The organism is Reyranella sp., assembly GCF_965249915.1.
In the GTDB taxonomy this organism is placed as follows: domain Bacteria; phylum Pseudomonadota; class Alphaproteobacteria; order Reyranellales; family Reyranellaceae; genus Reyranella.
The window spans coordinates 4604701-4630780 of record NZ_OZ252257.1 but is presented as its reverse complement, the minus strand read 5'-3'; the positions used below and the strand labels follow the sequence as shown (position 1 = coordinate 4630780).

21 protein-coding genes and 1 tRNA gene are annotated in these 26080 nt (G+C 67.4%); 11 read left to right on the top strand and 11 right to left on the bottom strand.

The window, feature by feature from the left end; genetic code table 11:
* Positions 1–37 precede the first annotated feature (37 nt).
* From ACP15H_RS22870 to ACP15H_RS22855, 4 genes are all read left to right on the top strand, one after another.
* Complete coding sequence (locus ACP15H_RS22870) at positions 38–220, top strand: hypothetical protein (protein WP_425068434.1); 183 nt, start codon at positions 38–40, stop codon at positions 218–220.
* Positions 217–1611, top strand: coding sequence for an amidase (locus ACP15H_RS22865; protein ID WP_425068433.1), 1395 nt, complete (start codon positions 217–219; stop codon positions 1609–1611). Before ACP15H_RS22870 ends, ACP15H_RS22865 begins: the two co-directional genes overlap by 4 nt.
* Before the next feature lie 82 nt (positions 1612–1693).
* Positions 1694–3040 (top strand): LLM class flavin-dependent oxidoreductase, encoded by a 1347-nt coding sequence (locus ACP15H_RS22860; RefSeq protein ID WP_425068432.1) that lies wholly within the window; start codon positions 1694–1696, stop codon positions 3038–3040.
* Positions 3041–3051: 11 nt separating this feature from the next.
* A complete protein-coding gene (locus ACP15H_RS22855) occupies positions 3052–3894 on the top strand; it encodes a GNAT family N-acetyltransferase (RefSeq protein WP_425068431.1) in 843 nt (280 codons plus the stop codon).
* A gap of 102 nt (positions 3895–3996) precedes the next feature.
* Here the strand turns inward: ACP15H_RS22855 and ACP15H_RS22850 are convergent, their stop codons facing one another.
* Positions 3997–5562, bottom strand: a complete 1566-nt coding sequence (locus ACP15H_RS22850) for an ABC transporter substrate-binding protein (RefSeq protein WP_425068430.1) — start codon at positions 5560–5562, stop codon at positions 3997–3999.
* 89 nt (positions 5563–5651) lie between these two features.
* On the opposite strand from ACP15H_RS22850, the gene ACP15H_RS22845 reads away from it, so the two are divergent.
* Positions 5652–7100, top strand: a complete 1449-nt coding sequence (locus ACP15H_RS22845; RefSeq protein ID WP_425068429.1) for an amidohydrolase family protein — start codon at positions 5652–5654, stop codon at positions 7098–7100.
* Between the two features lie 124 nt (positions 7101–7224).
* On the opposite strand, the gene lon is transcribed toward ACP15H_RS22845, so the two are convergent.
* Genes lon through ACP15H_RS22825 form a run of 4 tightly spaced genes read right to left on the bottom strand, consistent with a single transcriptional unit; the run spans position 7225 to position 11425 of the window.
* Positions 7225–9606, bottom strand: a complete 2382-nt coding sequence (gene lon / locus ACP15H_RS22840) for an endopeptidase La (protein ID WP_425069955.1) — start codon at positions 9604–9606, stop codon at positions 7225–7227.
* 17 nt (positions 9607–9623) lie between these two features.
* On the bottom strand, positions 9624–10046 hold the full coding sequence (locus ACP15H_RS22835) for an Hsp20/alpha crystallin family protein (RefSeq protein ID WP_425068428.1): 423 nt from the start codon (positions 10044–10046) through the stop codon (positions 9624–9626).
* Between the two features lie 55 nt (positions 10047–10101).
* A complete protein-coding gene (locus tag ACP15H_RS22830; protein WP_425068427.1) occupies positions 10102–10983 on the bottom strand; it encodes a DMT family transporter in 882 nt (293 codons plus the stop codon).
* 13 nt (positions 10984–10996) lie between these two features.
* Positions 10997–11425 carry a DUF4864 domain-containing protein gene (locus tag ACP15H_RS22825; protein WP_425068426.1) on the bottom strand — a complete coding sequence of 143 codons (429 nt, stop codon included), beginning with the start codon at positions 11423–11425 and terminating at the stop codon, positions 10997–10999.
* Positions 11426–11656: 231 nt separating this feature from the next.
* Here ACP15H_RS22825 and ACP15H_RS22820 point away from each other — a divergent pair.
* Both ACP15H_RS22820 and ACP15H_RS22815 read left to right on the top strand, forming a co-directional pair.
* Positions 11657–11733 (top strand) — tRNA-Arg (locus ACP15H_RS22820).
* Positions 11734–12226: 493 nt separating this feature from the next.
* Positions 12227–12820 carry a hypothetical protein gene (locus tag ACP15H_RS22815; RefSeq protein WP_425068425.1) on the top strand — a complete coding sequence of 198 codons (594 nt, stop codon included), beginning with the start codon at positions 12227–12229 and terminating at the stop codon, positions 12818–12820.
* Between the two features lie 235 nt (positions 12821–13055).
* Here ACP15H_RS22815 and ACP15H_RS22810 read toward each other — a convergent pair whose 3' ends face one another.
* The gene (locus ACP15H_RS22810; protein WP_425068424.1) at positions 13056–13943 is read right to left on the bottom strand and encodes a DUF4238 domain-containing protein; all 888 of its coding nucleotides are present in this window, start codon (positions 13941–13943) and stop codon (positions 13056–13058) included.
* 560 nt (positions 13944–14503) lie between these two features.
* Here ACP15H_RS22810 and ACP15H_RS22805 point away from each other — a divergent pair.
* Genes ACP15H_RS22805 through ACP15H_RS22795 form a run of 3 tightly spaced genes read left to right on the top strand, consistent with a single transcriptional unit; the run spans position 14504 to position 17655 of the window.
* On the top strand, positions 14504–15628 hold the full coding sequence (locus ACP15H_RS22805; protein ID WP_425068423.1) for a 2OG-Fe(II) oxygenase: 1125 nt from the start codon (positions 14504–14506) through the stop codon (positions 15626–15628).
* 22 nt (positions 15629–15650) lie between these two features.
* Positions 15651–16868, top strand: a complete 1218-nt coding sequence (locus ACP15H_RS22800; RefSeq protein WP_425068422.1) for an SGNH/GDSL hydrolase family protein — start codon at positions 15651–15653, stop codon at positions 16866–16868.
* Positions 16869–16893: 25 nt separating this feature from the next.
* Positions 16894–17655 carry an SDR family NAD(P)-dependent oxidoreductase gene (locus tag ACP15H_RS22795; RefSeq protein ID WP_425068421.1) on the top strand — a complete coding sequence of 254 codons (762 nt, stop codon included), beginning with the start codon at positions 16894–16896 and terminating at the stop codon, positions 17653–17655.
* 137 nt (positions 17656–17792) lie between these two features.
* Here ACP15H_RS22795 and ACP15H_RS22790 read toward each other — a convergent pair whose 3' ends face one another.
* Entirely contained in the window at positions 17793–18662 is an 870-nt protein-coding gene (locus tag ACP15H_RS22790; RefSeq protein ID WP_425068420.1) for a shikimate dehydrogenase family protein, read from the bottom strand.
* A gap of 68 nt (positions 18663–18730) precedes the next feature.
* On the bottom strand, positions 18731–19213 hold the full coding sequence (locus ACP15H_RS22785; RefSeq protein WP_425068419.1) for a peroxiredoxin: 483 nt from the start codon (positions 19211–19213) through the stop codon (positions 18731–18733).
* 165 nt (positions 19214–19378) lie between these two features.
* Here ACP15H_RS22785 and ACP15H_RS22780 point away from each other — a divergent pair, with 165 nt between their 5' ends.
* Positions 19379–19975, top strand: a complete 597-nt coding sequence (locus ACP15H_RS22780; RefSeq protein ID WP_425068418.1) for a YqgE/AlgH family protein — start codon at positions 19379–19381, stop codon at positions 19973–19975.
* 245 nt (positions 19976–20220) lie between these two features.
* Here ACP15H_RS22780 and ACP15H_RS22775 read toward each other — a convergent pair whose 3' ends face one another.
* The 3 genes from ACP15H_RS22775 to ACP15H_RS22765 all read right to left on the bottom strand — a co-directional run bounded on the left by ACP15H_RS22775 (position 20221) and on the right by ACP15H_RS22765 (position 26077).
* Entirely contained in the window at positions 20221–23742 is a 3522-nt protein-coding gene (locus ACP15H_RS22775; protein WP_425068417.1) for an indolepyruvate ferredoxin oxidoreductase family protein, read from the bottom strand.
* 129 nt (positions 23743–23871) lie between these two features.
* Positions 23872–24348 carry a tetratricopeptide repeat protein gene (locus ACP15H_RS22770; protein WP_425068416.1) on the bottom strand — a complete coding sequence of 159 codons (477 nt, stop codon included), beginning with the start codon at positions 24346–24348 and terminating at the stop codon, positions 23872–23874.
* A 61-nt stretch (positions 24349–24409) separates the two neighbouring features.
* A complete protein-coding gene (locus ACP15H_RS22765) occupies positions 24410–26077 on the bottom strand; it encodes an adenylate/guanylate cyclase domain-containing protein (protein ID WP_425068415.1) in 1668 nt (555 codons plus the stop codon).
* Positions 26078–26080 lie beyond the last annotated feature (3 nt).

Below are 26080 nucleotides of genomic sequence, written 5' to 3'. Positions count from 1 at the left end.
GTCCTGCCTGCGTCCTTCGGAACGATGGAGAGATGTCATGGACAAGAATGCGATTGAGCTGCTGGCGCACCGCGCCGGTCTGGCCAGGGCATTGGCCGAGTTTCCCGAGGACGTGACGATCGCCGCAAAGCAGGCCGCCGACGTGGCGCAGAAGATCAAGCGCCCGGCCGATGCGAGGGCCGAGCCCTGGCCGCCGATGAAGGCGGGGACGACGCTATGAGCGACCTGCACTGGATGACGGTGGACGCGGCCGCGCGCGCCATCGCCGCGAAGGAGCTTTCGCCCGTCGATCTCACCAAGGCGCTGCTCGATCGCATCGAGCAGCTCGATCCCCGGCTCAATGCCTTCATCCGCGTCGACGGCGATGCCGCGATGGCCGCGGCCCTGGCCGCCGAGACCGAGGCCCAGTCGGGCCGGCTGCGCGGGCCGCTGCATGGCGTGCCGGTCGGCATCAAGGACATCATCGATGTCGCGGGCCTGCCCACGACCTGCCATTCGAAGGTCCTGCAGGACAATATGGCGACCGCCGATGCGGTCTGCGTCGAGAAGCTGCGCGGCGCCGGGGCCATCGTGCTGGGCAAGCTTTCGACCCACGAATTCGCCATCGGCGGGCCGAGCTTCGACCTGCCCTGGCCGCCGGCGCGCAATCCCTGGAATACCGATCATCATCCCGGCGGCTCCTCGTCGGGCTCGGGCTCCGGCGTGGCGGCCGGCCTGTTTCCGATGGCGCTGGGCACCGACACCGGTGGCAGCGTGCGCAATCCCGCGAGCTGTTGCGGCATCGTCGGCCTGAAGCCGACCTACGGGCTGGTCTCGCGCCGCGGCGTCTTCCCGCTCTCCTTCACGCTCGACCATGTCGGGCCGATGACGCGCACCGTCGCCGACAATGCGCTGATGCTTGAAGCGATCGCCGGCCACGATCCGCTCGATCCCGGCAGCGCGGCGGCGGCGCAGGGCCACTACGGCGCCGCGCTCGACCGCGGCATCCGCGGCCTGCGCGTGGGCTTCGTGCGTCATTTCCACGAGGTCGATACGCCGGCGAATCCCGAGGTCACGGCCGCCCTGGAGCATGTCGCGCGCAGCTTGCAGGTCGAAGGGGCCGAGCTGCGCAACATCACGTTGCCGGCGCTCGGCGAGTTCGGCGCGGTGAACCGCGTGATCCTGCAGAGCGAGGCCTGGTCGATCCACGGCCCGTGGCTCGGCGAACGTCCCGGCGACTACGGGAAGCTCGGCCGTCAGCGCCTGATGGCCGGCGCCTTCATGAGCGCGGGCGACTACATGCTGGCGAGCCGCCGCCGCCTGCAGATGATCGCCGAGGTCGAAGCCGCGTTCCGCGAGGTCGACGTGCTGCTCTGCGCCAGCTCGATGGACCCGGCCTGCCGCATCGAGGATACGGCCGAGGTCGAGCGCACCTACCCGCGCCAGGCCCGCACGCCGTTCAACGTCACCGGCCATCCGGCGCTCGCCATGATGGCCGGCCTCTCGGTCGGCGGCCTGCCGGTCTCCGTGCAGTTCGTCGGCCGCTACTTCGACGAGGCGACCGTCTTCCAGGTGGCGCGCGCCTGGGAGCGCGTGGCCGGGACGGACAAAAAGCATCCGCCGATCGTCTGATCGGGGAAACTTTTCGTCGAATTAGTTCTTGTCGTCCGAGCGGGCCTTGCCGGTCCGCCCGGCGGGCGCAACATAGCGCTCCATGACCCAGAAGAAGCTTCGCCTCGGCGCCTTCATGCGCCCTGTCAGCATCCACACCGCCGCGTGGCGCTATCCCGGCGGCACGCCGGACGCCAACTTCAATCTCAAGGCGCTGGTGCAGTACGCGCAAACCTTGGAGCGCGGCAAGTTCGACGCCTTCTTCATGGCCGATCACCTGGCCGTGCTGAACATGCCGATGGATGCGCTGAAGCGCAGCGCCACGGTGACCTCGTTCGACCCGCTGACGCTTCTGCCGGCGCTGGCGATGGCCACCAAGCATCTCGGCCTGATCGCCACCGCCTCGAGCACCTTCGAGCCGGCCTACACGATCGCCCGGCGCTTCGCCTCGCTCGACCATATCAGCGAGGGCCGCGCCGGCTGGAACCTGGTGACGACGTCCAATCCCGATGCCGCGCTGAACTTCGGCCTCGACGACCAGATGCCCCATGCCGAGCGTTACGCCCGCGCCCGCGAATTCTTCGACGTGGTGACGGGCCTCTGGGATTCGTGGGCCGACGATGCCTTCGTCCGCGACGTCGAGAATGGCCTCTACTTCGACCCGGCGAAGCTCCATGTTCTCGATCACAAGGGCAAGTACCTGAAGGTGCGCGGGCCATTGAACATCGCGCGGCCGGTGCAGGGCTGGCCGGTCATCGTGCAGGCCGGCGCCTCGGATGCCGGCCGCCAGCTCGCGGCAGAGACGGCAGAGATGGTGTTCGCCGCCGGCGGCCCGATCGACGGCGCCCGCGCCTTCTATGCCGACGTGAAGGGCCGCGCGGCGAAGATCGGCCGCAATCCCGATCACATCAAGATCCTGCCCGGTGCCTTCGTGGTGGTGGGCGATTCGCTCGACGAGGCGCAGGAGAAGCGCGCGCGGCTCGACAGTCTGGTGAACTACGACAGCTCGATCGCCGCCGTGTCGATGGCGCTGGGCGTCGATGCCCGCCAGTTCGATCCCGACAAGCCGCTGCCCGACAATATTCCGGAGACCGAGGCCAGCAAGAGCGGCCGCGACCGCGTGATCGAGCTGGGCAAGCGCGAGAACCTGACCGTGCGCCAGATCGCCGGCCGCCTGGGCGGCTATGGCGGGCTGGGCATGCTGGGCACGCCGGCGATGATCGCCGACCAGATGGAGGAGTGGCTGATGACGGAAGCCTGCGACGGCTTCAATGTCATGTTCCCCTACCTGCCGGGCGGGCTCGACGATTTCGTCGACAAGGTCGTGCCCGAGCTGCAGCGCCGCGGCCTCTTCCGCACCGAGTATGAAGGCACGACCCTGCGCGAGAATCTCGGCCTGCCGCGGCCCGAGAACCGTTTTTTCGCGGCAACGGCCAAGGCGGCGGAGTAAGCTCCGCGCCCATGAGCTTCGAGATCGCGGTCGGCAGCGCCGACGACGTGCAGCGCATGGCCTCGTGGGCCAACGATGAAGGCTGGAACCCCGGCAATACGGATGCCGACGCCTTCTTCGCCGCGGACCCCGGCGCATTCCTGATCGGCCGCCTCCACGGCGAGCCGCAGGCCTGTATCTCCGTGGTGAAATACGGCACGGGCTTCGGCTTCCTGGGCTTCTACATCGCCCGGCCGGCGGTGCGCGGGAAGGGCTATGGCATCCAGGTCTGGCGCGCCGGCATGGAACGGCTCGCGGGGCGCAATGTCGGTCTCGACGGCGTCGTGGCGCAGCAGGGCAATTACAAGAAATCGGGCTTTCGGCTCGCCTGGAACAACATCCGCCATGAAGGCGCGCCGCCGTCTGCCAAGCCACCGGCCGGCGTCACGCTCGTCGATGCGCGCAGCATCGGTTACGACCGGCTGGCCGCCTACGATCGCCGCTTCTTTCCCGAGGCGCGGGATGCTTTCCTGGCGACGTGGATCTCATTGCCCGAGCGTGCCGCGCTCGTCGCCCTGCGGGACGGCGAGATCGTGGGCTTTGGCGTGATGCGCGCCTGTGCGGCGGCCTCGCGCGTCGGTCCGCTCTATGGCGCCACGCCGGAGATCGCCTCGGCGCTGGTGGGCGCGCTCGCAACGACGCTGGGCGCGACCGCCGTCGCGATCGACGTGCCCGACCGCAACAAGCCGGCGGTGAAGCTGGCCGAACAGATCGGCCTCAAGCCCTCGTTCGAGACCGCGCGCATGTACACGGGCGCGGATCCCGACGTCGACTATGCCGGCCTGTTCGGCGTGACCAGCCTGGAACTCGGCTGATTCCTTGGAGCGCGCAACTCCAGTTGCGCTCATGTCTTGCTGATCGACAAAGCATGAGCGCCACTGGAGTGGCGCGCTCCGTTGTATTCGTCGCGTCCTGGATCACTGCGCCTTCTTGATGTTCCAGAAGACCGGCGCCGGCGAGGACAGGCTGCCGGTGACGGTCTTGCGGATCGCCATCGGGATGTTGAACTGGCCGAGCTGGGCCATGGTCGGATACTCCGATTCGCGCACCTGCACGGCCGTCGCCAGTTCCTTGCGCTTGGCGGGATCGGTCGTCTTGGCGAAGGCGTCGCGCAACTCTTCGATCCTGGCGTCGCACGGCCAGCCGATCGCGGCCTTGTCGCAGGCGGCGCCGACGAACGCGGAGACGATGGGATTGAGCAGGTCGGCGGAGACCCAGGAGGTCATGAAGCCGCTCCAGCCGCCGGCGTTCAGCGGCTCCTTGCGCGAGCGGCGCGACAGCACGGTCTGCCAATCCATCGCCTGCATGTCGACGACGAAGCCGCCGCGCTCCAGCAGCGATTTCGCGATCGGCGTCAGGCGGCCGGTGTTGGTGTCGGTCGCGAACAGCAGCACGACCGGCGTGCCGTCATAGCCTTCCTGCTTCAGGATCTCCTTCGACTTGGCGAAGTTCGATTCGAGCTTGTCCTCGAAGCCCGCATCGGTGGCGTAGGGCGTGCCGCAGATGAAGAGCGCCTTGCACTCCTTGAAGTATTTCGGGTCGTTGATGGCGGCCAGCAGGAAATCTTTCTGGTTCAGCGCATAGAGCGCGGCCTGCCGGATCTTCGCATTGTCGAACGGCTTGTGCAGCACGTTGAAGCGCAGGCTGTACTGGCTGCCCAGCGGGTTGAGATCCTTGACCTCGATGTTCTTGTCCTTCTCGATCAGCGGCAGCATCTCGATCAGCGGCTGTTCGAGGATGTCGATCTCGCCGGTCATCAACGCGTTGGCGGCGGTCTGCGGATCGGGGATGTTCACCCATTCGACCCGGTCGACGTAGACGGTCTTGCCGCCCGACAGCGCCGACGGCGGCTCGGCGCGCGGCTTGTAGTCCTTGAACTTGTCGTAGATCGCCTTTTCGCCCGGCCGCCACAGGTCGGCGCGGAACACGAACGGGCCGGAGCCGATGAACTCCTTGATCTGGGTGTTGCCCGGCGTCTCGGCGATGCGCCTGGGCATGATGAACGGCACGTTGGAACTGGGCTTGCCCAGCGATTCGATGACGAGGCCGTAGGGTTCGGTGAGGGTGAGCGTGAAGGTCTTGTCGTCGACCGCGGTCATGCCCTTGGTGAAGGTCATGAGTTTCTGGCCCATCGCGTCGCGCGAGGCCCAGCGCTTGATCGAGGCGATGCAGTCCTCGGCCGTCACCGGGGCGCCGTCATGGAACTTGAGCCCGTCGCGCAGGGTGAAGGTGTAGGTGAGCTTGTCGTCGCTCACCTTCCAGCCTTCCAGCATCTGCGGCTTGACGTCGAGCTTGTCGTCGACCGCCAGCAGCGTGTCGTAGACCATGTAGCCGTGATTGCGGACGATGTAGGCGGTGGTCCAGATCGGGTCGACGATCTTGACGTCCGAATGCATGACGACCTTCAGCGTCTGTGCCTCGGCCGTGAGAGAGAACAGCGCCGTCGTTGCCGCAGCGAGTGCTGCCCATTTCATCTTCCGCATGACCTGCCTCCTTGTTCTCTCGTTTGACCGATTCTATCGTCCCGTTGCGGTGCCTATGCAACAGGCATGCCTTTGCAGGAGCGGAATTCATGTCGATGCGGCCCGATTCGATCCGAAACGTTTCCTGGGCCGTGGTCCGGGATGGCAGCGAGCGACGCCACATTTATCGCCGCGAGGTCGACCTGCATCTGAAGGAGGGGCGCATCGTCGAGATCACCCCGGCCGGCGCGCGCCCGACCGGACCGGGCGAGACGGTGATCGATGGACGCGGAATGCTGGCGCTGCCGGGCCTGATCAACATCCATTCCCATCCCTCGACCGAGCCCGGCTATCGCGGCGTGCGCGAGGACCATGGCGTGCCCGAACAGCAGATGACCGGCCTGATGGAGCGGCTGCAGGCCTTTCGGCTGGGCGACGACGGCCGCCAGGGCGCGGCGACCATGGCCTATTCCGAGATGCTGCGCGCCGGCACCACGACTGCCTGCGACGTCACCGTGCCGTTCGACGGCTGGCTGGAGACGATGGCGCAGAGCGGCATGCGCTTCTACGCGGCGCCGACCTTCGCTTCGGCGCGCTGGGGCATGGCGGCGCCGCAGACCGTGACCTGGAAATGGGACGAGGCCGCCGGTCTCGCCCAGTTCGAGAAGGCCAAGCGGGTGATGGACGACGCCGAGTCGCACAATTCAGGTCGCCTGGGCGCCGTCGTCTTCCCGGCGCAGATCGACACGGTGACGCCCGAGCTGTTCGCCGCGGGACGCAAGCATGCCGACGACACGGGCCGCCGCTTCTCGACCCATGTCGGCCAGTCGGTCGTCGAGGTGCGCGAGATGATCCGCCGCCACAACGTGACGCCCATCCAGTGGGCCGCGCAGAACGGACTGATGAAGTCCGACACGATCATGGCGCACTGCATCCTGCTCGACGACCATCCGCAGATTAACTGGCACACGCGCAAGGACCTCGACCTGATCGCCGAGGCGGGCGCGTCGGTGGCGCACTGTCCGCAACCCTTCGCGCGCTACGGCCTCGCCATGGATCATGTCGGCCGCTATCGCGCGCGCGGCGTGAATGTCGGTCTCGGCACCGACTGCGCGCCGCACAATCTGATCGAGGAGATGCGGCTGGCCATCGTCGCCGGCCGCCTGATGAGCGAGGACATCCGCAGCCTCGACACGGCCGGCGCCTTCGAGGCCGCGACCTTCGGCGGCGCGGCAGCGCTCGGCCGCGACGATATCGGTGCGCTGGCACCGGGCATGAGGGCCGACATCGTGCTGGTCGACCTCAACCATCCGCTGATGCAGCCGGCACGCGACCCGCTGCGCTCCTTCGTCTTCCACGCCGCCGACCGCGCGGTGGAGACGGTGCTGGTCGATGGCGAGATCGTGCTGAAAGATGGCGACCCCGTGCATCTCGATCCGAAGGCCGCCATGGAACGCCTGGCCGAAGCGCAGGCCCGCATGCTGCGCGATTCGGTCAAGCTCGACTACGCCAACCGCCCGGGCGACGAGATCTCGCCGCTGTCGCTGCCGATTGCGTAATCCTCCATCGAGCTCCTCTCCCCCGATAGGGGGAGAGGTTGGGTGAGGGGGCGACGCACTCCCTGTAACCCCCTCACCTAGCCTCTCCCCCTATCGGGGGAGAGGAACATGAAGGCAATGAGGTCTACCCGTCGTTGCTTTCGTCCGGCGCGTCGGGCGTCAGCGCCTGGGCGACGGCGTCGTCGACCTTCTCGAGCCAGATGAACTCGAGCGTGTTGCGGACCTCCTCGGGGATGTCGTCGTAGTCGCGCTTGTTGCGCGCCGGCAGCATCACGCGGGTGATGCCCGCCGCCGCCGCGGCCACGACCTTCTCCTTGATGCCGCCGACCGGCAGGACAAGCCCGCGCAGGCTGATCTCGCCCGTCATCGCCGTGTCGCTGCGGATGGTGCGGCCCGTCATCAGCGACGCCAGCGCCATGAACATCGCCACACCGGCGCTCGGCCCGTCCTTGGGCGTGGCGCCGGCCGGTACGTGGACATGGATGTCGTTCTTCTCGAACAGAACGGCATCGAGACCGATCGACTTGGCCTTGTTCTTGAGCACGCTCAACGCCGCCTGCGCACTCTCCTTCATCACGTCGCCGAGCTGGCCGGTGAGGATCAGCCGTCCGTTGCCGGGCGAGCGCGTGGCCTCGATGAACAGGATGTCGCCGCCCACCGGCGTCCAGGCGAGGCCGGTGGCCACGCCGGGAACGCTGGTGCGCATCGCCACGTCGTTCTCGAAGCGGACCGGCCCCAGCAGCTCCTCGATGTCGGCCTTGCCGATCTGCACCCGGGTGGCCGAGCCTTCGGCCACCTGCACCGCGACATGGCGCAGGGCGCGGCCGATCTCGCGCTCCAGCCAGCGCACGCCGGCCTCGCGCGTATAGCCGCCGATGATCAGCTCCAGCGCCTCGTCGTCGATGCCGGCCTGTTCGGCCGTGAGGCCGTTGGCTTCGAGCTGGCGGCGCACGAGATAGCGCTTGGCGATCTGCAGCTTCTCGCCCGCCGTGTAGCCGCTGAGCTGGATGATCTCCATGCGGTCGCGCAGCGGGCCGGGGATCGTGTCCAGCATGTTGGCGGTCGCGATGAAGACGACGCGGCTGAGGTCGAACGGCACGTCGAGATAGTTGTCGCGGAACGTGCCGTTCTGCTCGGGGTCGAGCACTTCGAGCATCGCCGCCGACGGGTCGCCGTGCACGCCGCTGCCCATCTTGTCGATTTCGTCGAGCATCATCACGCAGTCGCGCGAGCCCGCCTTGCGGATCGCCTGGATGATCGTGCCCGGCAGCGCGCCGATATAGGTGCGCCGATGGCCGCGGATCTCGGCCTCGTCATGGACGCCGCCCAGGCTCACGCGCGCGAACTTGCGACCCATCGCCTTGGCGATCGACTGGCCGAGCGAGGTCTTGCCGACGCCGGGCGGTCCGGCGAAGCACAGGATCGGCGCCTTGCCTTCGGGCGCCAGCTTGCGCACGGCGAGATACTCGACGATGCGCTTCTTGATCTTCTCCAGGCCGAAATGATCGGCGTCGAGCACCTTGCGCGCCTCGGCGATGTCGATCGGCTGCGTCTCGGGCAGCGCCCAGGGCAGCTCGACCAGCGTGTCGAGATAGGTGCGGATCATGCCGTGCTCGGCCGACGCCTCGGGCGTGCGCTGCAGGCGGCGCAGTTCCTTGCGCGCGGCGGTCTCGGCCTCCGGCGGCATCCTGGCCTCGGTGATCGCCTTGTCGAGATCGGCGATCGCCTGCTTGTTGGAATCGTCCTCGCCCAGCTCGCGCTGGATGGCGGCCATCTGCTCGCGCAGCACCATCTCGCGCTGGCGGGCGTCGAGCGAGTTCTTGGTCTTGCTGCCGATCTCGCTGCTGATGCGCAGCACTTCGAGTCGCTTCGACAGCAGCTGGGTCACCTTGTCGAGGCGCGGCACGAGGTCGAGCGCCTCCAGGATCTCCTGCTTCTCGGCGGGCTTGGAATCGAGATAGGAAGCGGCGAGGTCGGCGAGCGCGCCGGCCGACGTGGTGTTCTCGACCGTCTGCCGCAGCTCCTGCGGGACCTGCGGCAGCAGTTCCAGCGTGTCGCGGATCTGCTGCTTCAGCACGAGGAAGCGCGCTTCGATCTCCGGTCCGCTCGTGGTCGGCTCGACCTGGTGCAGGCCGCGCGCCAGCAGGAACGGGTATCCCTCGACGAAGTCGGTGATGCGGAAGCGCTGCACGCCCTGGCAGACGATGTGATGATTGCCGTCGGGCGTCGTCACATAGCGCAGGATGTTCACGACCGTGCCGACCGGATGGAGATCGGCCGGCACCAGCTCTTCCTTCGTGGGGTCGCGCTGCAGCACCAGCAGGATCTGGCGCTGCTCGCGCACGGCCTGCTGGATGGCGGCGACCGACGAAGGCCGGCCGACGCTCACCGGGAACACCATCTCGGGGAACAGGACGAGGTCGCGCACCGGCACGACGATCAGCGCGTCGGACGGCAGGGGCTTCGTCTCGGGCTTGGTTTCGGCTTTCGCGCTCACGGGCTGCATCACGTCATCCTGCGGGCTCATGGCTGCCTCCGCACAGTCGCCTTGGCCAGGGTCACGACGAGGCAACCGTTCGCCTCGAAGCGCCGCACCTCGCCATACACACCGGGTGGCAGCGCCACCCGCCGCTCGAAGCGGCCCTGCGGCAGCTCCATGCGATGAATCTTGGCCGTGCGCAGCTCGGCCGGAACCGTGCGCTCGCCGGAAAGCACGAGCGTGCCGTTCTCGATGACGGCCTCGACCTGCTGCACGTCGACGCCCGGCAGCGCCGCCAGGATCAGCACCTCACGCTCGGTCTCCAGCACGTCGACCGGCGGCTCCCAGTTGGCGCGCAGGCGGCCCGCCGTCTGGGGCCGGAATACCTGGCCATGCAGTCGTTCGGCCTGCGCCAGCATCTGCAGCGCTTCCGACCACATCCAGTCTCTGGGATCGCCTCTTTTCATGAACCCGGGCCTCCAATACCCGCCCCAATGTGGGAATTGAGATCGGCGGCGGCAACTACCGTATCCGGCCGGGCACCAGGGCGAGCCAGAGCGAGATCACGGTCGAGCCGATGGCGACCGCCTGCAGCAGCGAAAGCGGCTCGTGCAGGATCAGGATGCCGCTCACGATCGCCACGATGGGAATGGCGATCGAGGAGAGCGCCGCCACCTGCGCCGGCAGGAGCTTCACGAGCGTGAACCAGACCATGGTGCCCAGCGCCATCGGGATGGCGCCGGTATAGATCGTGGCGATCAGGACCTTGGTGGACGGCCAGTGCGTCGGCAGCCCGTCGAAGATCAGCGCGCCCAGCGCGATCGGCGGCAGGGTGATCACGATCTGCCAGAAGGTGAGCGACGGGCCCATGCCCGACCAGTCCGTCCGCTTCACCACGAAGGTGCCGACCGCCCAGCAGAATCCGGCCAGCAGGCCCCAGAACAGGCCGAGCGGGGCGGTGGCGTAGCTCTGGAAGTTGGGGATCATCAGGGCCGCGACCGCGGCGGCACCGATTGCGAGGGCAGCCAGCAGGCGGCCCGTCAGCTTCTGGCCGAACACCAGGAAGCCCAGCAGCGCCACCCAGAGCGGCATCGTATAGGCCAGCACCGAGGCATGACCCGAGGGGACGTAGAGCACGGCCAGCGAGGTCGCGATGTTCCAGATGCCGATGTTCATCGCCGAGGCGAGAATGAGCGCCGGCCACTTGCCGCGCGGAACGGCGAAGTTCTCGCGACGGACCAAAAGGATCGCCGTCAGCACGAGGGCGCCCGTCGACAGGACCATGGTGCGGAACGTCAGCACCGGCAGCTCGTCGAGCGCGATCCGGAACAGCGGCCAGTTGGTCCCCCAGACGAGGGTGAGGGCGCCGAGCAGCGCCAGCACCTTGGGCGAAACGCGTGTCATCGACAGGGGACGATCAGGCCTGCGGCTCTTCCGGCGCCTGCAGGATGCAGCCCTCGATGCGCCAGCTGCCGTCGGCCTGCTGCGACATCGGATAGAGGGCGGTGACCGGCCGCCCGTCGGGACCGACCAGGTGGACCTTCTGCGTCGGCATCCCCTGCAGGGTGACGATCTCGCCGAACTCGACGGCGCGCGGCCGGTAGACCGGGCGGTAGCCCTGCCGCACCATGTCCATGAAAGTGTCGGGGGAGCCGAACATCCCCTGGATGCTGGGCGAGGCATAGCCGAAGGCCGCCGGACCGTCGTCGCGGCGGAAGGCCTCGATCTGGCGCTCGATCACGTCGCGAATGGCGCTCCGGTCGGGCTCGGAAACCGGCGCCTGCGCCTGCGCCGGCAGAGCCAGGGCGAAGATCGCGCCGAGAAGGGCGAGGAAACGCAGGACCATCGCGGCAGTCTACGCCCGCGACGGTGGTGGCGCGACAGAAGGGTGCGCGCCCGGGATGTGAAATTCGCGCCATCCGGCCGCCGGGCGCGCCCGATGGCCATTTGGGGCCCGGAATCGGCTCCGAAGCGGCGCCCGGTCGCAGTCGCAAAAGTCGTGCGACTCGGCTTGCATCGCCGGGGCAGTTTCACTAGGGTGCGCCCCTCTTCGCCGGACCTCTCGGGGATCGGCCGTGCGCCCGTAGCTCAACTGGATAGAGCATCTGACTACGAATCAGAAGGCTGGAGGTTCGACTCCTTCCGGGCGCGCCATTTCTCCTCAATGACTTAGCAGCCGAAGTCCCCCTCGCCGGGGAGCGTTAGTCGCTCCATGGCCGCAGGATGGGTGTCATGCACGCCTGTAGTTGCGGAGCTTGTGGCTCCGTTTGATGAGTTCCTCTGCTACTGACCTGTGGAAGCTCTTGCAGCTGCGTTCGAGCATAGAGCCAAGCGATCAAGGCGCCCCCCCCAAGGCGGAGGCAGTTGTTAACATTGTGAGAGCGAACCGTGGCGCGCGCCTTTAGGTCGGCCACAAACTCCTTCAACTCCGCCTCGGTGTAGTAGTCGCGAAGTCTTAGTGGCGGAGCCTCTTGGTCGGCCTGCTTCTGGGTGCTTACCGCCGACCATGATTGATTTGATCCTTATTCTACCACGGACTCTTGCTGCAACGGTCGTCACTCTGACTGACTCTCAACGTGCCGGTTGATGTCTCGGCACGTCTTGCAGTTGCGTTGATCGTTCATTGCTATCCAATTAGTCTAGCGCGATGGCGCTACCCAAAGGACACGAGACGCCTGAAGTGAGGGCGCTGCAAGATATCGTTGAAGCGGCACATGAGACGGAACTGATGCAACAGTGGCCGCTTGTGACGGCGGCTGACTATGCCCTGTTCGGTCAGTACATCGTGCTCTTCAGCTACATCGACTTGAACCTTCGGTGCATCATTGAAGCTGCTGCTGCAACGGGTATCGTAAAGGAGGCGAAGTCGAAGGCGAGTGACCTGAGCATCGAGAAGGTGGAAAGCGCTATCCAAGCGCTCCCTGGCTTCCCCAAAGAGAACAAGCGGGGCATCGCGCGCATTGCGACCATGAGAACCATGCGGAATCTCTTGGCCCACTTCGCAGTGAGGCGATTCCCTAAACACGATGCCTACTGCTTTCTTACCAAGAGTGCTGAGGATTTTCGGCGAGCCCTGAAGGCAGAGTCGGAGCCGAACGTTCTGATGACGGCAGTGATCCAGAAAAAGTCGCTGGACGCGGCTCTAAGCGAAGTGGTCGGCTTGGAAAAATGGATCTCGTATGCCGCCGCTGAAATGGTCAAGGCGTATGCCAAAGGCGTCAACATTGCGGACCTGAAATAGGCCGAATATCGACCTCAATGCGCGGTCGCTGCTTGTCGTGCGCACGGTGGAGATGGCGAGCGCTGATCTGGCTGTCGTCCTGGATCGGCTCGCCTTCCCACTGCGCTTCCGCATTGCGCCGGTATTGCTCCTTCAGTGCTTTGCCCTCTGGCGTCATGTAGGTGCTGGGAAGGCCGCTACGGCGCGAGTCACGGTAGATGTGTTCGGTGCTCGGTTCGCCTGATAGGACAGTCACCTATCCTGCAATGGCAACACGGTGCGCCTTCTGCGCTCTGAACACGCGCTCTACGAATGCCGGGCGGGCACGTCCATAGACCCGCTCCAAAGCGCGGGAAATGATCGAGACGTTGAGCTTTTCTGCGATCAAACCCTCTCGCTCATGCGTAATAGCCCTATTGAGCTTCCCGTTCCTAGACGCGACGAACAGTACACGTGGCGACAGCGGCAGCACCATCGCGAACTCTTTGTGTGTCGGGTTCTCCATATACCAAAGCGGCCGGTCGCACGTCAGAAGCTCGTTGTTGGATGCCGGGACAGAGTGGGCAGACCACTCCATTCCCATAACCTCTTTTAGCCGATCCTCGTTCGTGAGGTGCCTCAGCATCATGTCGAGGCCAAAGTTCTCTACCAGGCCGGGGCGGCGCTTCTCAGTAAACTCCAACAGCGACATGGTGGGCCGGTGCCCCAAGATGCGCTCAACCTCCGCGGGGTTCTCGTTCAGCTTCTCCTTGAGCGTCCGGGTCGCGTCGTCTTTGACTAGGCGCACGATGTCAGGCGTCCGCAGGTTGGCGGCCATAAGGAACATCGCCCAGGCCAAGCGCTCGTCTACTGAGAAATCGAACTTCTCCAGATTGATAAGGCGGCGGTAGATCAATGCGGCTTCGGTGTCGAGCTTCTGAAAGAATGCTTCTACGTTGTGGCGCTCCTCGACCGGCACCTTGTCCCGCGCATACAGGTTCGTCTCGTAGGCGGTGTACTTGGGCGTCACTCGGCTCTGAATGATCCGCTGGGGAAGCCACTGGAAGTAGGGTACCCGTCCATCGCTCTCAGCCCACTGCTTGAGATAGAAAACAGGCACATAGTGGTGGTCTTGGTCTATCAAGTACGCCGCCGTGAAACGCACGAACCTCGCTCCGGGCGGGGCGTGCGAAGTGGATGCACTGCCGGCCTTCAGGCTGACTACCCTATCGTACCACGAAAGGAAAATGCCCCGTTTTCACGAGGGCTTGGCCAGGGTGTCCGGCCAGTTGAGCGGTAGATCGGGCTCCTGGTGAGCGCAACTCCGGGCCTGGCTGACGTACATGAGCATGAACACTGCCAGACCGCTGGTGCGGCACGCGACAAGTTCGCGTGAGCAACGAGTAGTAGGCCGGGCAAGCCGTTGATGCGTCCGAGTCCTGCTGCACAAACGAAATAAACGAAATAAACGCAACAAACGAAGCGGAGGTCGCACCTCCTGAAGCGGGGTGTCCTGGCACTCGATATTGTGCGCTTCCCGATCCGCGCCTCAGGATCTGGTTGATTTCGTGGGGCGTGCCTCCGCTGACGGGAGGGTTTTCGGGGCTTCCGGCGCGGTCGCGTTTCCCGGGCGGTTCGTCTCCTTACGGGCGCGCCATTTCTCCCTTGTCCGGTGGCTGAGGCGGGATACGTTCGAGCGCGCGCCGGCGGAGAGGGCGCTGATCGATGCAACAAACCTTCGTCAATCTGATGCGCGGCGATCCCGCGCCCCGGTTCACGGCCGCGACGGCGAGCAATCCACGCTACATCTTCGACACGGTGGCGGGGCGCTACGTCGTGCTGTGCTTCTTCGTGTCGGGCGGCACGCCGGGCGGCGCCGCGGCGCTGACGGCGGTGGCGGCCAACCGGCGCCGGTTCGACGACGAGCGGCTGTGCTTTTTCGGCGTGACCGTCGATCCGAGCGACAAGGAGAGCGGCCGCGTTCAGCAGAGCCTGCCGGGCGTGCGTCACTTCTGGGATTTCGACGGCAGCGTCTGTCGCCTCTATGGCGCGGTGCCGCGCGAAGCCGGGCCCGAGGGGCAAGTCGGTGCGCGGCAGTTCTGGGTCGTGCTCGATCCGACCTTGCGCGTGCTCGCGGTCATTCCCTTCAAGCCGGGCGGGGCGGAGCACGCCGAGCTGTTCGCCTGTCTCGACGCGCTGCCGCCCGCGCACCTGCACGCCGGCCAGCCCCTGCAGGCGCCGGTGCTGGTCCTGCCCAACGTCTTCGAGCCCGACTTCTGCCGCAGCCTGATCGACCTGCACGAGGCGGATGGCGGCCGCGACACCGGCTTCATGAACGACGTCGCCGGCAAGACCGTCGAGCTGAAGGATCCCGCCCGCAAGCGTCGGCGCGACTTCATCGTCGAGGACGAGAGCGTCATCCTCGCGGTGCAGCGGCGCATCCGGCGACGGATCGTGCCGGAGATCGCCCGCCTGTACTTCTTCGAGGCCACGCGCATCGAGCGCTATCTCGTCGGTTGCTACACGGCGGAGGAGGGCGGCCACTTCGCGGCCCATCGCGACAACACGACCCGGGGCACGGCGCACCGGCGCTTCGCGGTGTCGATCAACCTCAACGACGATTTCGACGGTGGCGAGGTGAGCTTCCCCGAATACGGGCCGCGCGGTTTCAAGCCGCCGGTGGGCGGTGCCGTCGTCTTCTCCTGCTCGCTGATGCATGCGGTCTCGGCTGTGTCGCGCGGCCGGCGCTACGCCTTCCTGCCGTTCCTCTACGACGAGGCCGCGGCGAAGCTCCGGGTGGCCAACAACCAGTTCCTCGATCCCTCGGTCGGCGCGTACAAAGGGGCCTGACCTCAGAGACCTGTTGGGGACCGTGTCGAAATTCCTGCGCTATGTCGGCCTCCTGGGCCTCCTCGTCCTGGCCGGCGTCGCGGCCTGGCTGTTCGGCCGGGACGAGCTGGCCGTCTCCGGGCCGCGAACCGACTATTTCCTCTACCTCGCGGCGCTGTTCGCGCTCGTCCTCGTCCTCGCGCGCTGGCCGCGTCTGTCGGCCACGCTGCTGGTGCTGGCCTGTGTCGAATTCGGCTGGGGTCTCGGCTCCTGGGCGCTGGCGCCGCCGGGCTCGCCGTCGCTGCTGCCGCCGGCCCGTGCCGAGCCGGCGCGCTTCCAGTGGCATCCGCTCTTGCAGGCGGTGCCGGCGCCGGGCCTCGCCTTCACCAGCGCGACCGGGCTCGCCATCCGGCACTCGTCCCAGGGCACGCGCGGCCGCGATCCCGATCCGGCGCGCCTGGCGGCGAGCGGCGTCGTGGCCACCTTCGGCGGCTCGGCGACCTACGATATCGGCAATGGCGAGGGCGACACCTGGCCCGAGCGGCTGGACGCGGCGCTGCGCGACGACGGGCTGGTCGTCGTCAATCATGGCGTGCCGGGCTACACGACGGCCGAGCATGTGCTGCAGACGGCCTTCTATCCCGACAAGTTCGGCAAGGCGCCACGCTGCGCGGTCTACTTCGTGGGCTGGAACGATCTGCGCAATTCGCACATTCCCAAGCTCGATGCCGGCTATGCCGACTTCCACATGCCCAGCCAGGTCGATTCGCTGAAGGTGCGCCGCGTCGGAGGCTCCAACGTCACGATCTCACCGTTGCTCACCGTGCTGACGCGTCTCGTCTCCGCCGAAGTCGACACGGTGCGTTACGCCAAGGATCCCTATGCGCTGCCGCCGGTCGCCGGTCCCGATGCGGCGGCCGCCACGATCTTCGAGCGCAACCTCCGCTCGATCTCGGCTCTCAACCGGGCGCGCGGCACGCCGACGATCTGGGTCGGGCAGGTCGTCAATCCCGATCGCCTGCAGAGCGAGAGCCTGTACGGCTGGCTGCCGCGCGTGCGCGACCGCGATCTGCCGCGGCTGCTGAAGGAATCCAACGCCCTGCTTCAGCGGACGGCCAAGGCGCTGGGCGACACCTACGTCGTGCTGCCGGACGATGCGTTCGGCCCGGCCGACTTCGTGGACCAGGGACATTTCTCGGCGGCCGGCGCCCGCCGCTTCGCGGCGCTGCTGGCGCCCGCCGTGCGCGAGGCTTGCCGCTAGGCGCTCGGGATTCTACTCCTGTCGCATGGCTTCTCCGTCCCGCGTCATCCTCATCACCGGTGCCTCCTCGGGCATCGGCGCCGCCACCGCCCGCGCCCTGGCCGCGCCCGATACGGCGATCGCCCTGCATGCGCGGCGCAACCGCGCCGGTCTCGAACGGGTGGCAGGTTTCGCGGCCGGTGCGGGCGCGCAGACGCTGATCCTCGAGGGCGACCTCGCCCAGTCCGGCACGGCGGCGCGTCTGGTCGACGAAACCGTCCAGGCGTTCGGTCACCTCGACATCATCGTCAGCAATGCCGGCTTCGCCAACCGCACGCCGGTCGGCGAACTCGATCGCGTGGCCTGGGATGCCAGCCAGAATGCGATGACCGCCGCCTTCTTCGAATTGGCGACCGCCGCCAAGCCGTGGCTCGTCAAGGCCGGCGCGGCGGGACGGTTGGTCGGCGTCTCCTCCTTCGTGGCGCATGCCTTCGCCCGCGGCCTCATCACCTTTCCGGCGTCGGCCGCGGCCAAGGCGGGCATGGAGGCTTTCTCGAAGGCCTTTGCGGTCGATATCGCGGGCTCGGGCGCGACGGTGAACTGCGTGGCGCCGGGCTTCATCGAGAAGGACCCGGATGCCCATGTCGCCGTGCCGCGCGCCGGGATGGAGACCGTGGCGCAATCGATTCCGATGCGCCGCTACGGCAAGCCGGCGGAGGTGGCGGCCCTGATCGCCTTCCTGTGCTCTCCCGCCGCGAGCTACATCACCGGCCAGACGGTCCACGTGAACGGCGGCGTCACGCTGTAGGCCGAGCGCAGCTCGGCCTGATAGCGTCAGGACATCGCTGAGCGATGTCCGGGAGCGTCGAAGACAGAACGGCCACGCACGACCCCTCGGTCGGCGTAAGACGCCGCTGCCTCCCCATTTGGATGCGGAGGAAAGATCTACCCGATCGAGCGCACCAGGCGGATGATGTCGATGCCCCTGGTGTCGATGCCGAACCAGTCGAGGTAGAGCGGCACCTGGTGGTCGAGCATGTGGCGGCCGTGATGGATGCGCCGCCCGTGGGTGCGCGCGCGCCGGAGCAATGGCGTCTCGACCGGGCTCATGATCACGTCGGCCACGACGACGTCCGCATCGAGCGTCATCGGATCGAAGGCCTGCGGATCGTCGGGGCGCAGGCCGAGCGCGGTCGCGTTGATCGCGATGTGGATGCCCTTGGGCGGCATGTCGACTTCCGCGACCGGCACCTCGGGATAGTGGCTGAGCAACCGGTCGATCGCCTTGCCGGCGCGTGCTTCCTGGAGTTCGGTGACCAGCAGGCGGCCGACGCCGGCTTCGCACAGCGCGGCGGCGATGGCGCCGCCGGCACCACCGAGGCCCACCAGCCAGACGCTGGCGCCCTTCACGCGATGGCCCTGCGCTTCCAGTCCGCGCACGAAGCCCAGCCCGTCGACATTGTCGCCGGACAGCACCCCGTCGGGGTCCCGCCGCACCAGATTGACGCTGCCGGCCGCCAGCGCGCGCGGCGTGGCGCGGCCCATCAGCTCGAGCATGGCGGTCTTGTGCGGGATGGTGACGGTGAAGCCGCCCAGGTTGCGCATCCGGGCCAGCGCCTCGAGCATCAGCGGCAGCAGGTCGGGGCCGCCTTCGAAGGGCAACCAGACGGCGTTGACGCCGGTGGCGGCGAAGACCTGGGGCATCACGCCGGTCATGCGCAGCTGGCGGATGGGATCGCCGATCGTGCCGTAGAGGCGCGTGGCGCCGTTGACCTGGAACAGGCCGTTGAAGAGGGTCGGGTCTGTCGGGTTCATGGGCCCCCAAAAGAAAACGGCGGAGCCTGCGCTCCGCCGTCGATCTTGGTCGCGCAGAATGCCCGACGCTAGAGATTCTTCAGCACGTACTCGGCCGAGGAAACCTCGAAGGCACCCGGCTTCTCGACGAACAGGTGCTTGATGACGCCGTCCTCGACGACCATCGCGTAGCGCTGGCTGCGCGTGCCGAGGCCGAACTTCGAGCCGTCCATGGTGAGGCCCATCGCCTGGGTGAACTCGCCGTTGCCGTCGCCCAGCATCATCACCTTGTCTTCGGCCTTCTGGTCCTTGCCCCAGGCGCCCATCACGAACGCGTCGTTGACCGAGATGCAGGCGATCGTGTCGACGCCCTTGGCCTTCAGCTTGTCGAACTCCGTGACGAAGCCCGGGACATGCTTGGCCGAGCAGGTCGGGGTGAACGCGCCCGGCAGGGCGAAGGCCACGACCTTCTTGCCCGGTGCGAAAAGCTCTTCGGTGGTCACGGCCTTGGGGCCTTCGGGACCCATGGTGCGCAGCGTGGCGCTGGGGACCTTGTCGCCGACTTTCGCCATTATTAGCTCCTTAATAGACGCCGCCGAACCGCGGCCTTTGCAAACCGGCGGACCCTAGGCCGGGGTTGGGTTTTTGTCCATGGAAGGCCCGTTATCGGGAAGAGGGGGCCCTGGCAGCTTGAACTTTAGCCGGACAATCCCCATGGATATAGGAGATCATTGCACATGCCCGGGTCCAGCTCTCCTGCCGCCACATTCGTGGGCCGCTTCCTGGTCGCCGCGCCGTCCATGCCGGACGAGCGCTTCCAGAAGAGTGTCGTGTTCATCTGCAAGCACGACGACGATGGCGCGCTGGGAATCATCGTGAACAACAAGGTCGAGGACCTGCCGCTCGGCCAGGTCTACAAGCAGCTCGGGATCGAGGTCCCGAAGACGGCTGCGGATTGGCCGGTCCTGTTCGGCGGCCCGGTCGAGACCTCGCGCGGCCTGGTGCTGCACTCGGCCGACTACAAGCGCGACGAGACCCTGTTGATCGATGGCGGCCTGGCCCTCACCGCTTCGCTCGAGATCCTGAAGGACATGGCGGGCGGCACCGGACCGAAGAATGCCTGGCTGGCCCTCGGCCATTCCGGCTGGGCGCCCGGCCAGCTCGACCGCGAAATGCAGGACAATGCCTGGCTGGTGGTCGACGGCGATGCGGAGCTGGTGTTCGACGCCGATCTCGCCGCCAAGTGGCAGCGGGCGCTCGACCGGCTGGGCGGCGGCGGGCCCGGCGCCAAGTTCGATCTCGCTTCCTTCTCTCCGCAATCTGGACGCGCCTGAACTCTTAGGGTTCGGCCGCTTCTATGCATTGCGGTGCGCGAGGTGTGCGGGCTCGCCTTCTGATTGCACTTACCTTCCCCAGGCGAACGGGCCTATAGGCGCAAGATGTCGACCGCTTGCCTCCCTTCGCGGTCGGCGTGCGTACCCGGGACGTCCGCGTTCCTTCCCCAACCCCTTATAGGGAGTGCGGGCGTCCCGTCCTCGCTGCGAGCGCCTTACTCAGGGGCGCCTCACTCAGCGGCGCCCTACTCCGCGGCGATCGACTGGCGGGCGGGGTTGTTGTAAGCCGCGAGCAGCGACGCTTCGCGTTCCTTGGCGGCCTTCACGTTCTTCTCCTTCACGTGACCGAAGCCGCGCATCGTTTCCGGCACCGACGCGATCTGTACGGCGAGGGCATGGTTGTCCTGACCGAGCGTCGCCAGCAGCGTCTCGACCGTCGCCTCGAACTCGCCGATCAGGCGCCGCTCCATGCGACGCTCCTCGCTGTAGCCGAAGATGTCGAACCGGCCGCCGCGCAGGCGCTTCAGCGAGGCGAGCAGGCGGAACGCCGGCATCACCCAGGCGCCGAACTCGCTCTTCTTGAGTTCGCCCGTCACCGGGTCGCGGTCGGCGAACAGCGGCGGCGCGAGATGGAAGGTGAGCGTGTAGTCGCCCTCGAACTGCTGGCGCAGCTTCTTGTGGAACTCGCCGTCGCTGTAGAGGCGGGCAACTTCGTATTCGTCCTTGTAGGCCATCAGCTTGTAGAGCGACTTGGCGACCGCTTCGGCGAGACCGCGGCGGCCCGGCGCCTTGTCCTTCTCGACCCTGGCCACCTTGTCGACCAGCGCGCGATAGCGTTCGGCATAGGCCGCGTCCTGATAGGCGGTGAGCAGCGCGACCCGCTTTGAGACGATCTCCGGGAGCGTGCGGGCGACCGGCTTCTCGATCCTCAGCGCGGGCTTGGCGGCGGCCTGCACGGCGGCGAGATTGTGCGCGGCGAGGCGGCCCCAGTCGAAGGTGCGCTTGCTGCTCTCGACGGCGACGCCGTTCAGCTCGATGGCGCGCATCAGCGCCTCGAACGAGAGCGGCACCAGGCCCTTCTGCCAGGCATGGCCCAGCATGAAGAGATTGGTCGCGATCGAATCGCCCAGGATCGCGGTGGCGAGGCCGGTACCGTCGACGAACGAGGTGGCCTCGTCGCCGGCGGCGTCGCGGATCGCCTTCATCATCGACTCGGCGCCGAGGTCCATGTCGCCGTTCATGACGAAGGCGGCGACCGGCTGGACATGGCCGTTGATCACGGCCTTGGTCACGCCCTGCTCGATGCGCGACAGCGCGGCCGGCGAGGCGGCCACGACCATGTCGCAGCCCAGCACCAGGTTGGCGCCGCCGGCGGCGATGCGCACGGCGTGGAGATCCTCCGGCTTGGGCGCCAGCCGGACATGGCTCATCACCGCGCCGTTCTTCTGCGCAAGTCCGGTGAAGTCGAGCACGGTGCAGCCCTTGCCCTCGAGATGGGCCGCCATGCCGATCAGCGCGCCGACGGTGATGACGCCGGTGCCGCCGATGCCGGTGACTAGGATGCCGTAGGCTTCACTGAGCGGCCGCAGGGTCGGCATGGGCAGCGAGGCGAAGGGATCCTCGGCCACGACCTCGAGCTTGCGGCGGCGGGCCTTGGCGGGAGCGCCGCCATGCACCGACACGAAGCTCGGGCAGAAGCCGTTCACGCAGGAGAAGTCCTTGTTGCAATTGCTCTGGTCGATCTGGCGCTTGCGGCCGAGCTCGGTCTCGAGCGGCTTCACCGACACGCAGTTGCTCTTCTCGGAGCAGTCGCCGCAGCCCTCGCAGACCGCGTCGTTGATGAAGACGCGCTTGTTGGGATCGGGGAAGGTGCCGCGCTTGCGGCGGCGGCGCTTCTCGGCGGCGCAGGTCTGGTCGTAGACCAGGACGGTGAGGCCGGGGATCTCGCGCAGCTCGCGCTGCACGGCGTCGAGCTCGTCGCGATGGCGGATGGTGACGCCATGCGCGAAGCCGGCATTCATCGGATACTTGTCCGGCTCGTCGGTGACGACGATCACCTTCTTGGCGCCCTCGGCCTCGACCTGGCGCGTGATCTCGGGAACCGTGAGCGGTCCGTCGTGCGGCTGGCCGCCGGTCATCGCGACCGCGTCGTTGAACAGGATCTTGTAGGTGATGTTGACGCCGGCGGCGGCCGACTGGCGGATCGCCATCAGGCCGGAATGGTAATAGGTGCCGTCCCCCAGGTTCTGGAAGATGTGCTTGTCGGAATGGAACGGCGCCTGGCCAACCCAGCCCACGCCTTCGCCGCCCATGTGGGAGATCAGCGAGGTGCGGCGCTCGGGCATCCAGATCGCCATGCCATGGCAGCCGATGCCGGCCATGGCGCGGCTGCCCTCGGGCACCTTGGTCGAAGTGTTGTGCGGGCAGCCCGAACAGAAGAACGGCGTGCGCGCCACCTTGGGCGGCGGCGCCGACAGCAGCTTCTCCTTGGCTTCGAGACGCGCGAGGCGCTGGCGCAGTTCGGGCGACTCGCCCTCGTGCTTCATCAGGCGGCCGGCGATCACCATGGCGACGCCGGTCGGCGTCAGTTCGCCCTCGCTCGGCAGGATGATGCGGCCGCTCTCGTCGGCCTTGCCGATCACCGTCGGGCGGCGGTCGGCCGGCAGGTGATAGAGGATGCGCAGCAGCTGGTCCTCGAGGTTCGAGCGCTTCTCCTCGACGACGATCACCTCCTGCAGGCCTTCGGCGAAGCGGCGCGCGCCTTCGGCCTCGAGCGGCCAGGTCACGCCCACCTTGTAGAGGCGGATGCCGAGCGCCCGGGCGCGCGCGTCGTCGATCCCGAGATCCTCCAGCGCCTGGCGTGTGTCGAGATAGGCCTTGCCGGTCGTCATGATGCCGATGCGGGCCCTGGTGCCGGTCTGGGTCGGCTCGATCACCGTGCGGTCGAAGCCGTTGGCGCGCACGAAGGCGGCGACCGCCGCCATCTTCGGTCCGTGCAGGCGCTTCTCGGCCTCCAGCGGCGGATCGGGATTGCGGATGCCCAGCCCGCCCGGCGGCAGCTGGAAGTCGGTCGGCATCACGATCTGGATGCGCTCGGGATCGACCCACACCGAGGCGCCGCTCTCGACCGTCTCGGAGATCGCCTTGAAGCCGACCCAGCAGCCCGAGTAGCGCGACAGCGCGAAGCCCAGGATGCCGTAGTCGAGATATTCCTGGACGGTCGCCGGATTGACGACCGGGATCATCGCCGCGGCAAAGACCTGCTCGCTCTGGTGCGGCAGGGTCGAGGACTGGCAGCCATGGTCGTCGCCGGCCAGTGCGATCACGCCGCCATGCGGCGAGGTACCGGCCGCGTTGCCGTGCTTCAGCACGTCCATCGAGCGGTCGACGCCGGGGCCCTTGCCGTACCAGATCGAGAAGACGCCATCGACGGTCGCGCCGGGGAACAGGTTGGTCTGCTGGCTGCCCCACACCGACGTCGCCGCGAGATCCTCGTTGAGGCCGGGCTGGAAGTGGATGTTGTTCTCTTTCAGGTAGCGCTTCGCGCCCCACAGCGCGTTGTCGTACATGCCGAGCGGCGAGCCGCGATAGCCGGAGATGAAGCCGCCGGTATTCAGGCCGGCCGCGAGGTCGCGCTGGCGCTGCATCATCGGCAGGCGCACCAGCGCCTGGATGCCGGTCATGTAGACGCGGCCTTTGCCCAGCCGGTAGCGATCCTCGAGGGCGTAGTCGCCGAATACGAGCGGAACTGGGGTGACGGTGCTCATGGCGGAGCCCTCCGATGCGGCGGCGTGAACGGGCGTTTATCCGCCGCAGCATAGCGGGACCGGCCGCCGGCGGAAAAGCCTATCGAGGCCTTCCGCCGCTCCGAATTTCGCGCTGTCCCGGTTGGTCGTCTAGTTCGTGGCCGGCCGCTTGCCGGCCTTGTAGTCGGCGATGGCGGCCTTGAGCTGGCGGTATTCGGCGCAGCCGAAGGTGCAGAGCGAGTCGAGGCGGGCGAGCTGCTGCTCGGCTTCCGGCAGGCGACCCAGCATCAGGTAGGCCTCGCCGAGATACTCGTAGGCGCCGATGTGGCGGCCATCGATCGAAAGCGCCTGCTGGTAGTATTGCAGCGAAGCGTTGGGATCGCCCGACTTGCGCGTGGCGAAGCCCATCAGGTTGTAGGCGTCGGCATTCTTGGGATCCTTGGCCACCACCTGCTGCAGCAGCGGCAGGGCGCCCTTGTAGTCCTTCGCTTCGATCATCGCCTTGGCGCGGGTGTAGTTGGCGTCGACCGGCTTGGCCGGTTCCGCAGTTCCGCCGGCCGCCTGCGCCGGCAGGGAGGGGCCAAGGGTCGCCACGGCCAGAGCGGCGGCGAGGAAAAGAGCGCGCATGGGATTGCCTCCTGAAGGTCGGGGGATTGTCGCCCGGTCGGCGCCTTGGACAACGAACATCTTATGACATTGCCGTGAGATCGGTCGTCTTCGCGATCGCGCGAACGGAAAGCCGGCCCTGCCGGCCGCGGATCTCGACTTCGTGGCGGGGCACCTCGCCGAGATCGATGCCGGCGCGGTCGAGCAACTCCTGCGACACGACCAGCTCGACCGCCAGTTCCTTGGTCAGCGATTCGAGCCGGCTTGCGGTGTTCACCGTGTCGCCGATCGCGGTGATCTGGGCGGCGCGCGCATAGCCCATCTCGCCCACGATCGCGGGTCCGGCGTGAAGCCCGATGCCGATGCGCAGCGGCTGGTCGAGATCGCCGGACATCGCTTCGTTGAGATCGGCAAGGGCCAGCGCCATGCGCCGCGCCGCATCGAGCGCCTGCCGGCACGCGACCTGCGGTTCCTGATTGAGGCCGAAGATCGCCATGACCCCGTCGCCGATGAACTTGTCGAGACGCCCGCCCGCGGCTTCGACGGCCTGGCCCGTGGCGCGGAAGTAGCGGTTGAGCAGGAACACCACGTCGTAGGGGAGCTTGCCTTCCGAGATCGTCGTGAAGCCGCGGATGTCGGCGAAGAGCACGGCGATGTAGCGCTCGCCGCCATGGGCCTGGGGCTGCCGGCGATAGGCTTCGACCGGGCCGGCGGCGGCCGGCAGCAATAGTGCCACCCGGTAGTGACCGGGCGGCGGGCGCAGCTGGCAGGCCAGGCGGACATTGGCCGGGGCACCGATGCGCGCCAGCACCTTCGCTTCCTCCGGCGAGGCCGGCGGCAGCCGGTGGCGGTCGTCGCCGGTGATGCGGACCCGGCAGGTCGAGCAGCGGCCGCGACCGCCGCAGACCGAGGCGTGGGGAATGCCGGCGACCCGGCTCATCTCGAGGATCGAGAGGCCGGCCGGCCGGGTCACGCTGCGGCGCTCGCCGTAGTCGAGACGCACCACGCCGGCGCGGCGCTCCCAGAGATCGCGCAAGGGGCGGGCGGCGATCGCGACCGCCAGCAGGGCGAGCGCCGTGTATTCGAGTCCGGCGGCCATCGTATAGAGGTGGGCGATCTGATCGGGGGCGGGAATATGGGCGCGCTCGAACAGCGCTTCGAGAAAGCCGGGACGCTGCGCCAGCTCGGCGACGTCACGCAGCGCGACGGCTGCCCCCGCAAGGCTGGCAGCGGGGATCAGGAGGGCCAGGGCGTAGAGCAGCGGCAGCCAGTCGCGGTACCAGGGCTTCAGGCGCAGCGCGAAGTGCAGGCCGATGCAGCCATGGACCCAGACGACGAGCGGCAAGGAGAACTGTCGCAGGATGCCGGTCCAACTGCCGGCGACGAGCGTTCCCAGCACCCACGGATATCCCGACTGGACGCCGTAGAGATCCGCCGCGAGGCGCGTGCCCGCGACATGGATCGCGGCCAGCGGGATGGTCGCTCCGCCCAGGATCCATTGCGCCCACTCCCAGCGCGACAGTTTCAGCGCGCGCCGCCGGTACAGCGACCACACGGCGAGGAGGAAATGACCCAGCAGCGATCCGTAGAGGAGGATCTGGCCGGCCGGATTGCTCCAGACGAGGGTGAACCAGTGGCGTCCTTCTTCGAGGACGCGCAGCGAGATCAGGCCGAGCGCGTGATTGAGGAGATGGGTGACGACGTAGAAGAAGAGGACGTAGCCCGACCAGAGGCGCAGCCGTCCGGTCATGGC

Excerpts from the sequence above, each read along its gene's own strand:
- ACP15H_RS22865 (WP_425068433.1), top strand. The coding sequence starts at position 217 with ATGAGCGACCTGCACTGGATGACGGTGGACGCGGCCGCGCGCGCCATC.
- ACP15H_RS22835 (WP_425068428.1), bottom strand. The coding sequence starts at position 10,046 with ATGAAAAGAGGCGATCCCAGAGACTGGATGTGGTCGGAAGCGCTGCAG.
- ACP15H_RS22795 (WP_425068421.1), top strand. The coding sequence starts at position 16,894 with ATGGCTTCTCCGTCCCGCGTCATCCTCATCACCGGTGCCTCCTCGGGC.
- ACP15H_RS22845 (WP_425068429.1), top strand. The coding sequence starts at position 5,652 with ATGTCGATGCGGCCCGATTCGATCCGAAACGTTTCCTGGGCCGTGGTC.
- ACP15H_RS22775 (WP_425068417.1), bottom strand. The coding sequence starts at position 23,742 with ATGAGCACCGTCACCCCAGTTCCGCTCGTATTCGGCGACTACGCCCTC.
- ACP15H_RS22860 (WP_425068432.1), top strand. The coding sequence starts at position 1,694 with ATGACCCAGAAGAAGCTTCGCCTCGGCGCCTTCATGCGCCCTGTCAGC.
- lon (WP_425069955.1), bottom strand. The coding sequence starts at position 9,606 with ATGCAGCCCGTGAGCGCGAAAGCCGAAACCAAGCCCGAGACGAAGCCC.
- ACP15H_RS22780 (WP_425068418.1), top strand. The coding sequence starts at position 19,379 with ATGCCCGGGTCCAGCTCTCCTGCCGCCACATTCGTGGGCCGCTTCCTG.
- ACP15H_RS22870 (WP_425068434.1), top strand. The coding sequence starts at position 38 with ATGGACAAGAATGCGATTGAGCTGCTGGCGCACCGCGCCGGTCTGGCC.
- ACP15H_RS22790 (WP_425068420.1), bottom strand. The coding sequence starts at position 18,662 with ATGAACCCGACAGACCCGACCCTCTTCAACGGCCTGTTCCAGGTCAAC.
- ACP15H_RS22855 (WP_425068431.1), top strand. The coding sequence starts at position 3,052 with ATGAGCTTCGAGATCGCGGTCGGCAGCGCCGACGACGTGCAGCGCATG.
- ACP15H_RS22805 (WP_425068423.1), top strand. The coding sequence starts at position 14,504 with ATGCAACAAACCTTCGTCAATCTGATGCGCGGCGATCCCGCGCCCCGG.
- ACP15H_RS22815 (WP_425068425.1), top strand. The coding sequence starts at position 12,227 with ATGGCGCTACCCAAAGGACACGAGACGCCTGAAGTGAGGGCGCTGCAA.
- ACP15H_RS22830 (WP_425068427.1), bottom strand. The coding sequence starts at position 10,983 with ATGACACGCGTTTCGCCCAAGGTGCTGGCGCTGCTCGGCGCCCTCACC.
- ACP15H_RS22825 (WP_425068426.1), bottom strand. The coding sequence starts at position 11,425 with ATGGTCCTGCGTTTCCTCGCCCTTCTCGGCGCGATCTTCGCCCTGGCT.
- ACP15H_RS22785 (WP_425068419.1), bottom strand. The coding sequence starts at position 19,213 with ATGGCGAAAGTCGGCGACAAGGTCCCCAGCGCCACGCTGCGCACCATG.
- ACP15H_RS22850 (WP_425068430.1), bottom strand. The coding sequence starts at position 5,562 with ATGCGGAAGATGAAATGGGCAGCACTCGCTGCGGCAACGACGGCGCTG.
- ACP15H_RS22765 (WP_425068415.1), bottom strand. The coding sequence starts at position 26,077 with ATGACCGGACGGCTGCGCCTCTGGTCGGGCTACGTCCTCTTCTTCTAC.
- ACP15H_RS22770 (WP_425068416.1), bottom strand. The coding sequence starts at position 24,348 with ATGCGCGCTCTTTTCCTCGCCGCCGCTCTGGCCGTGGCGACCCTTGGC.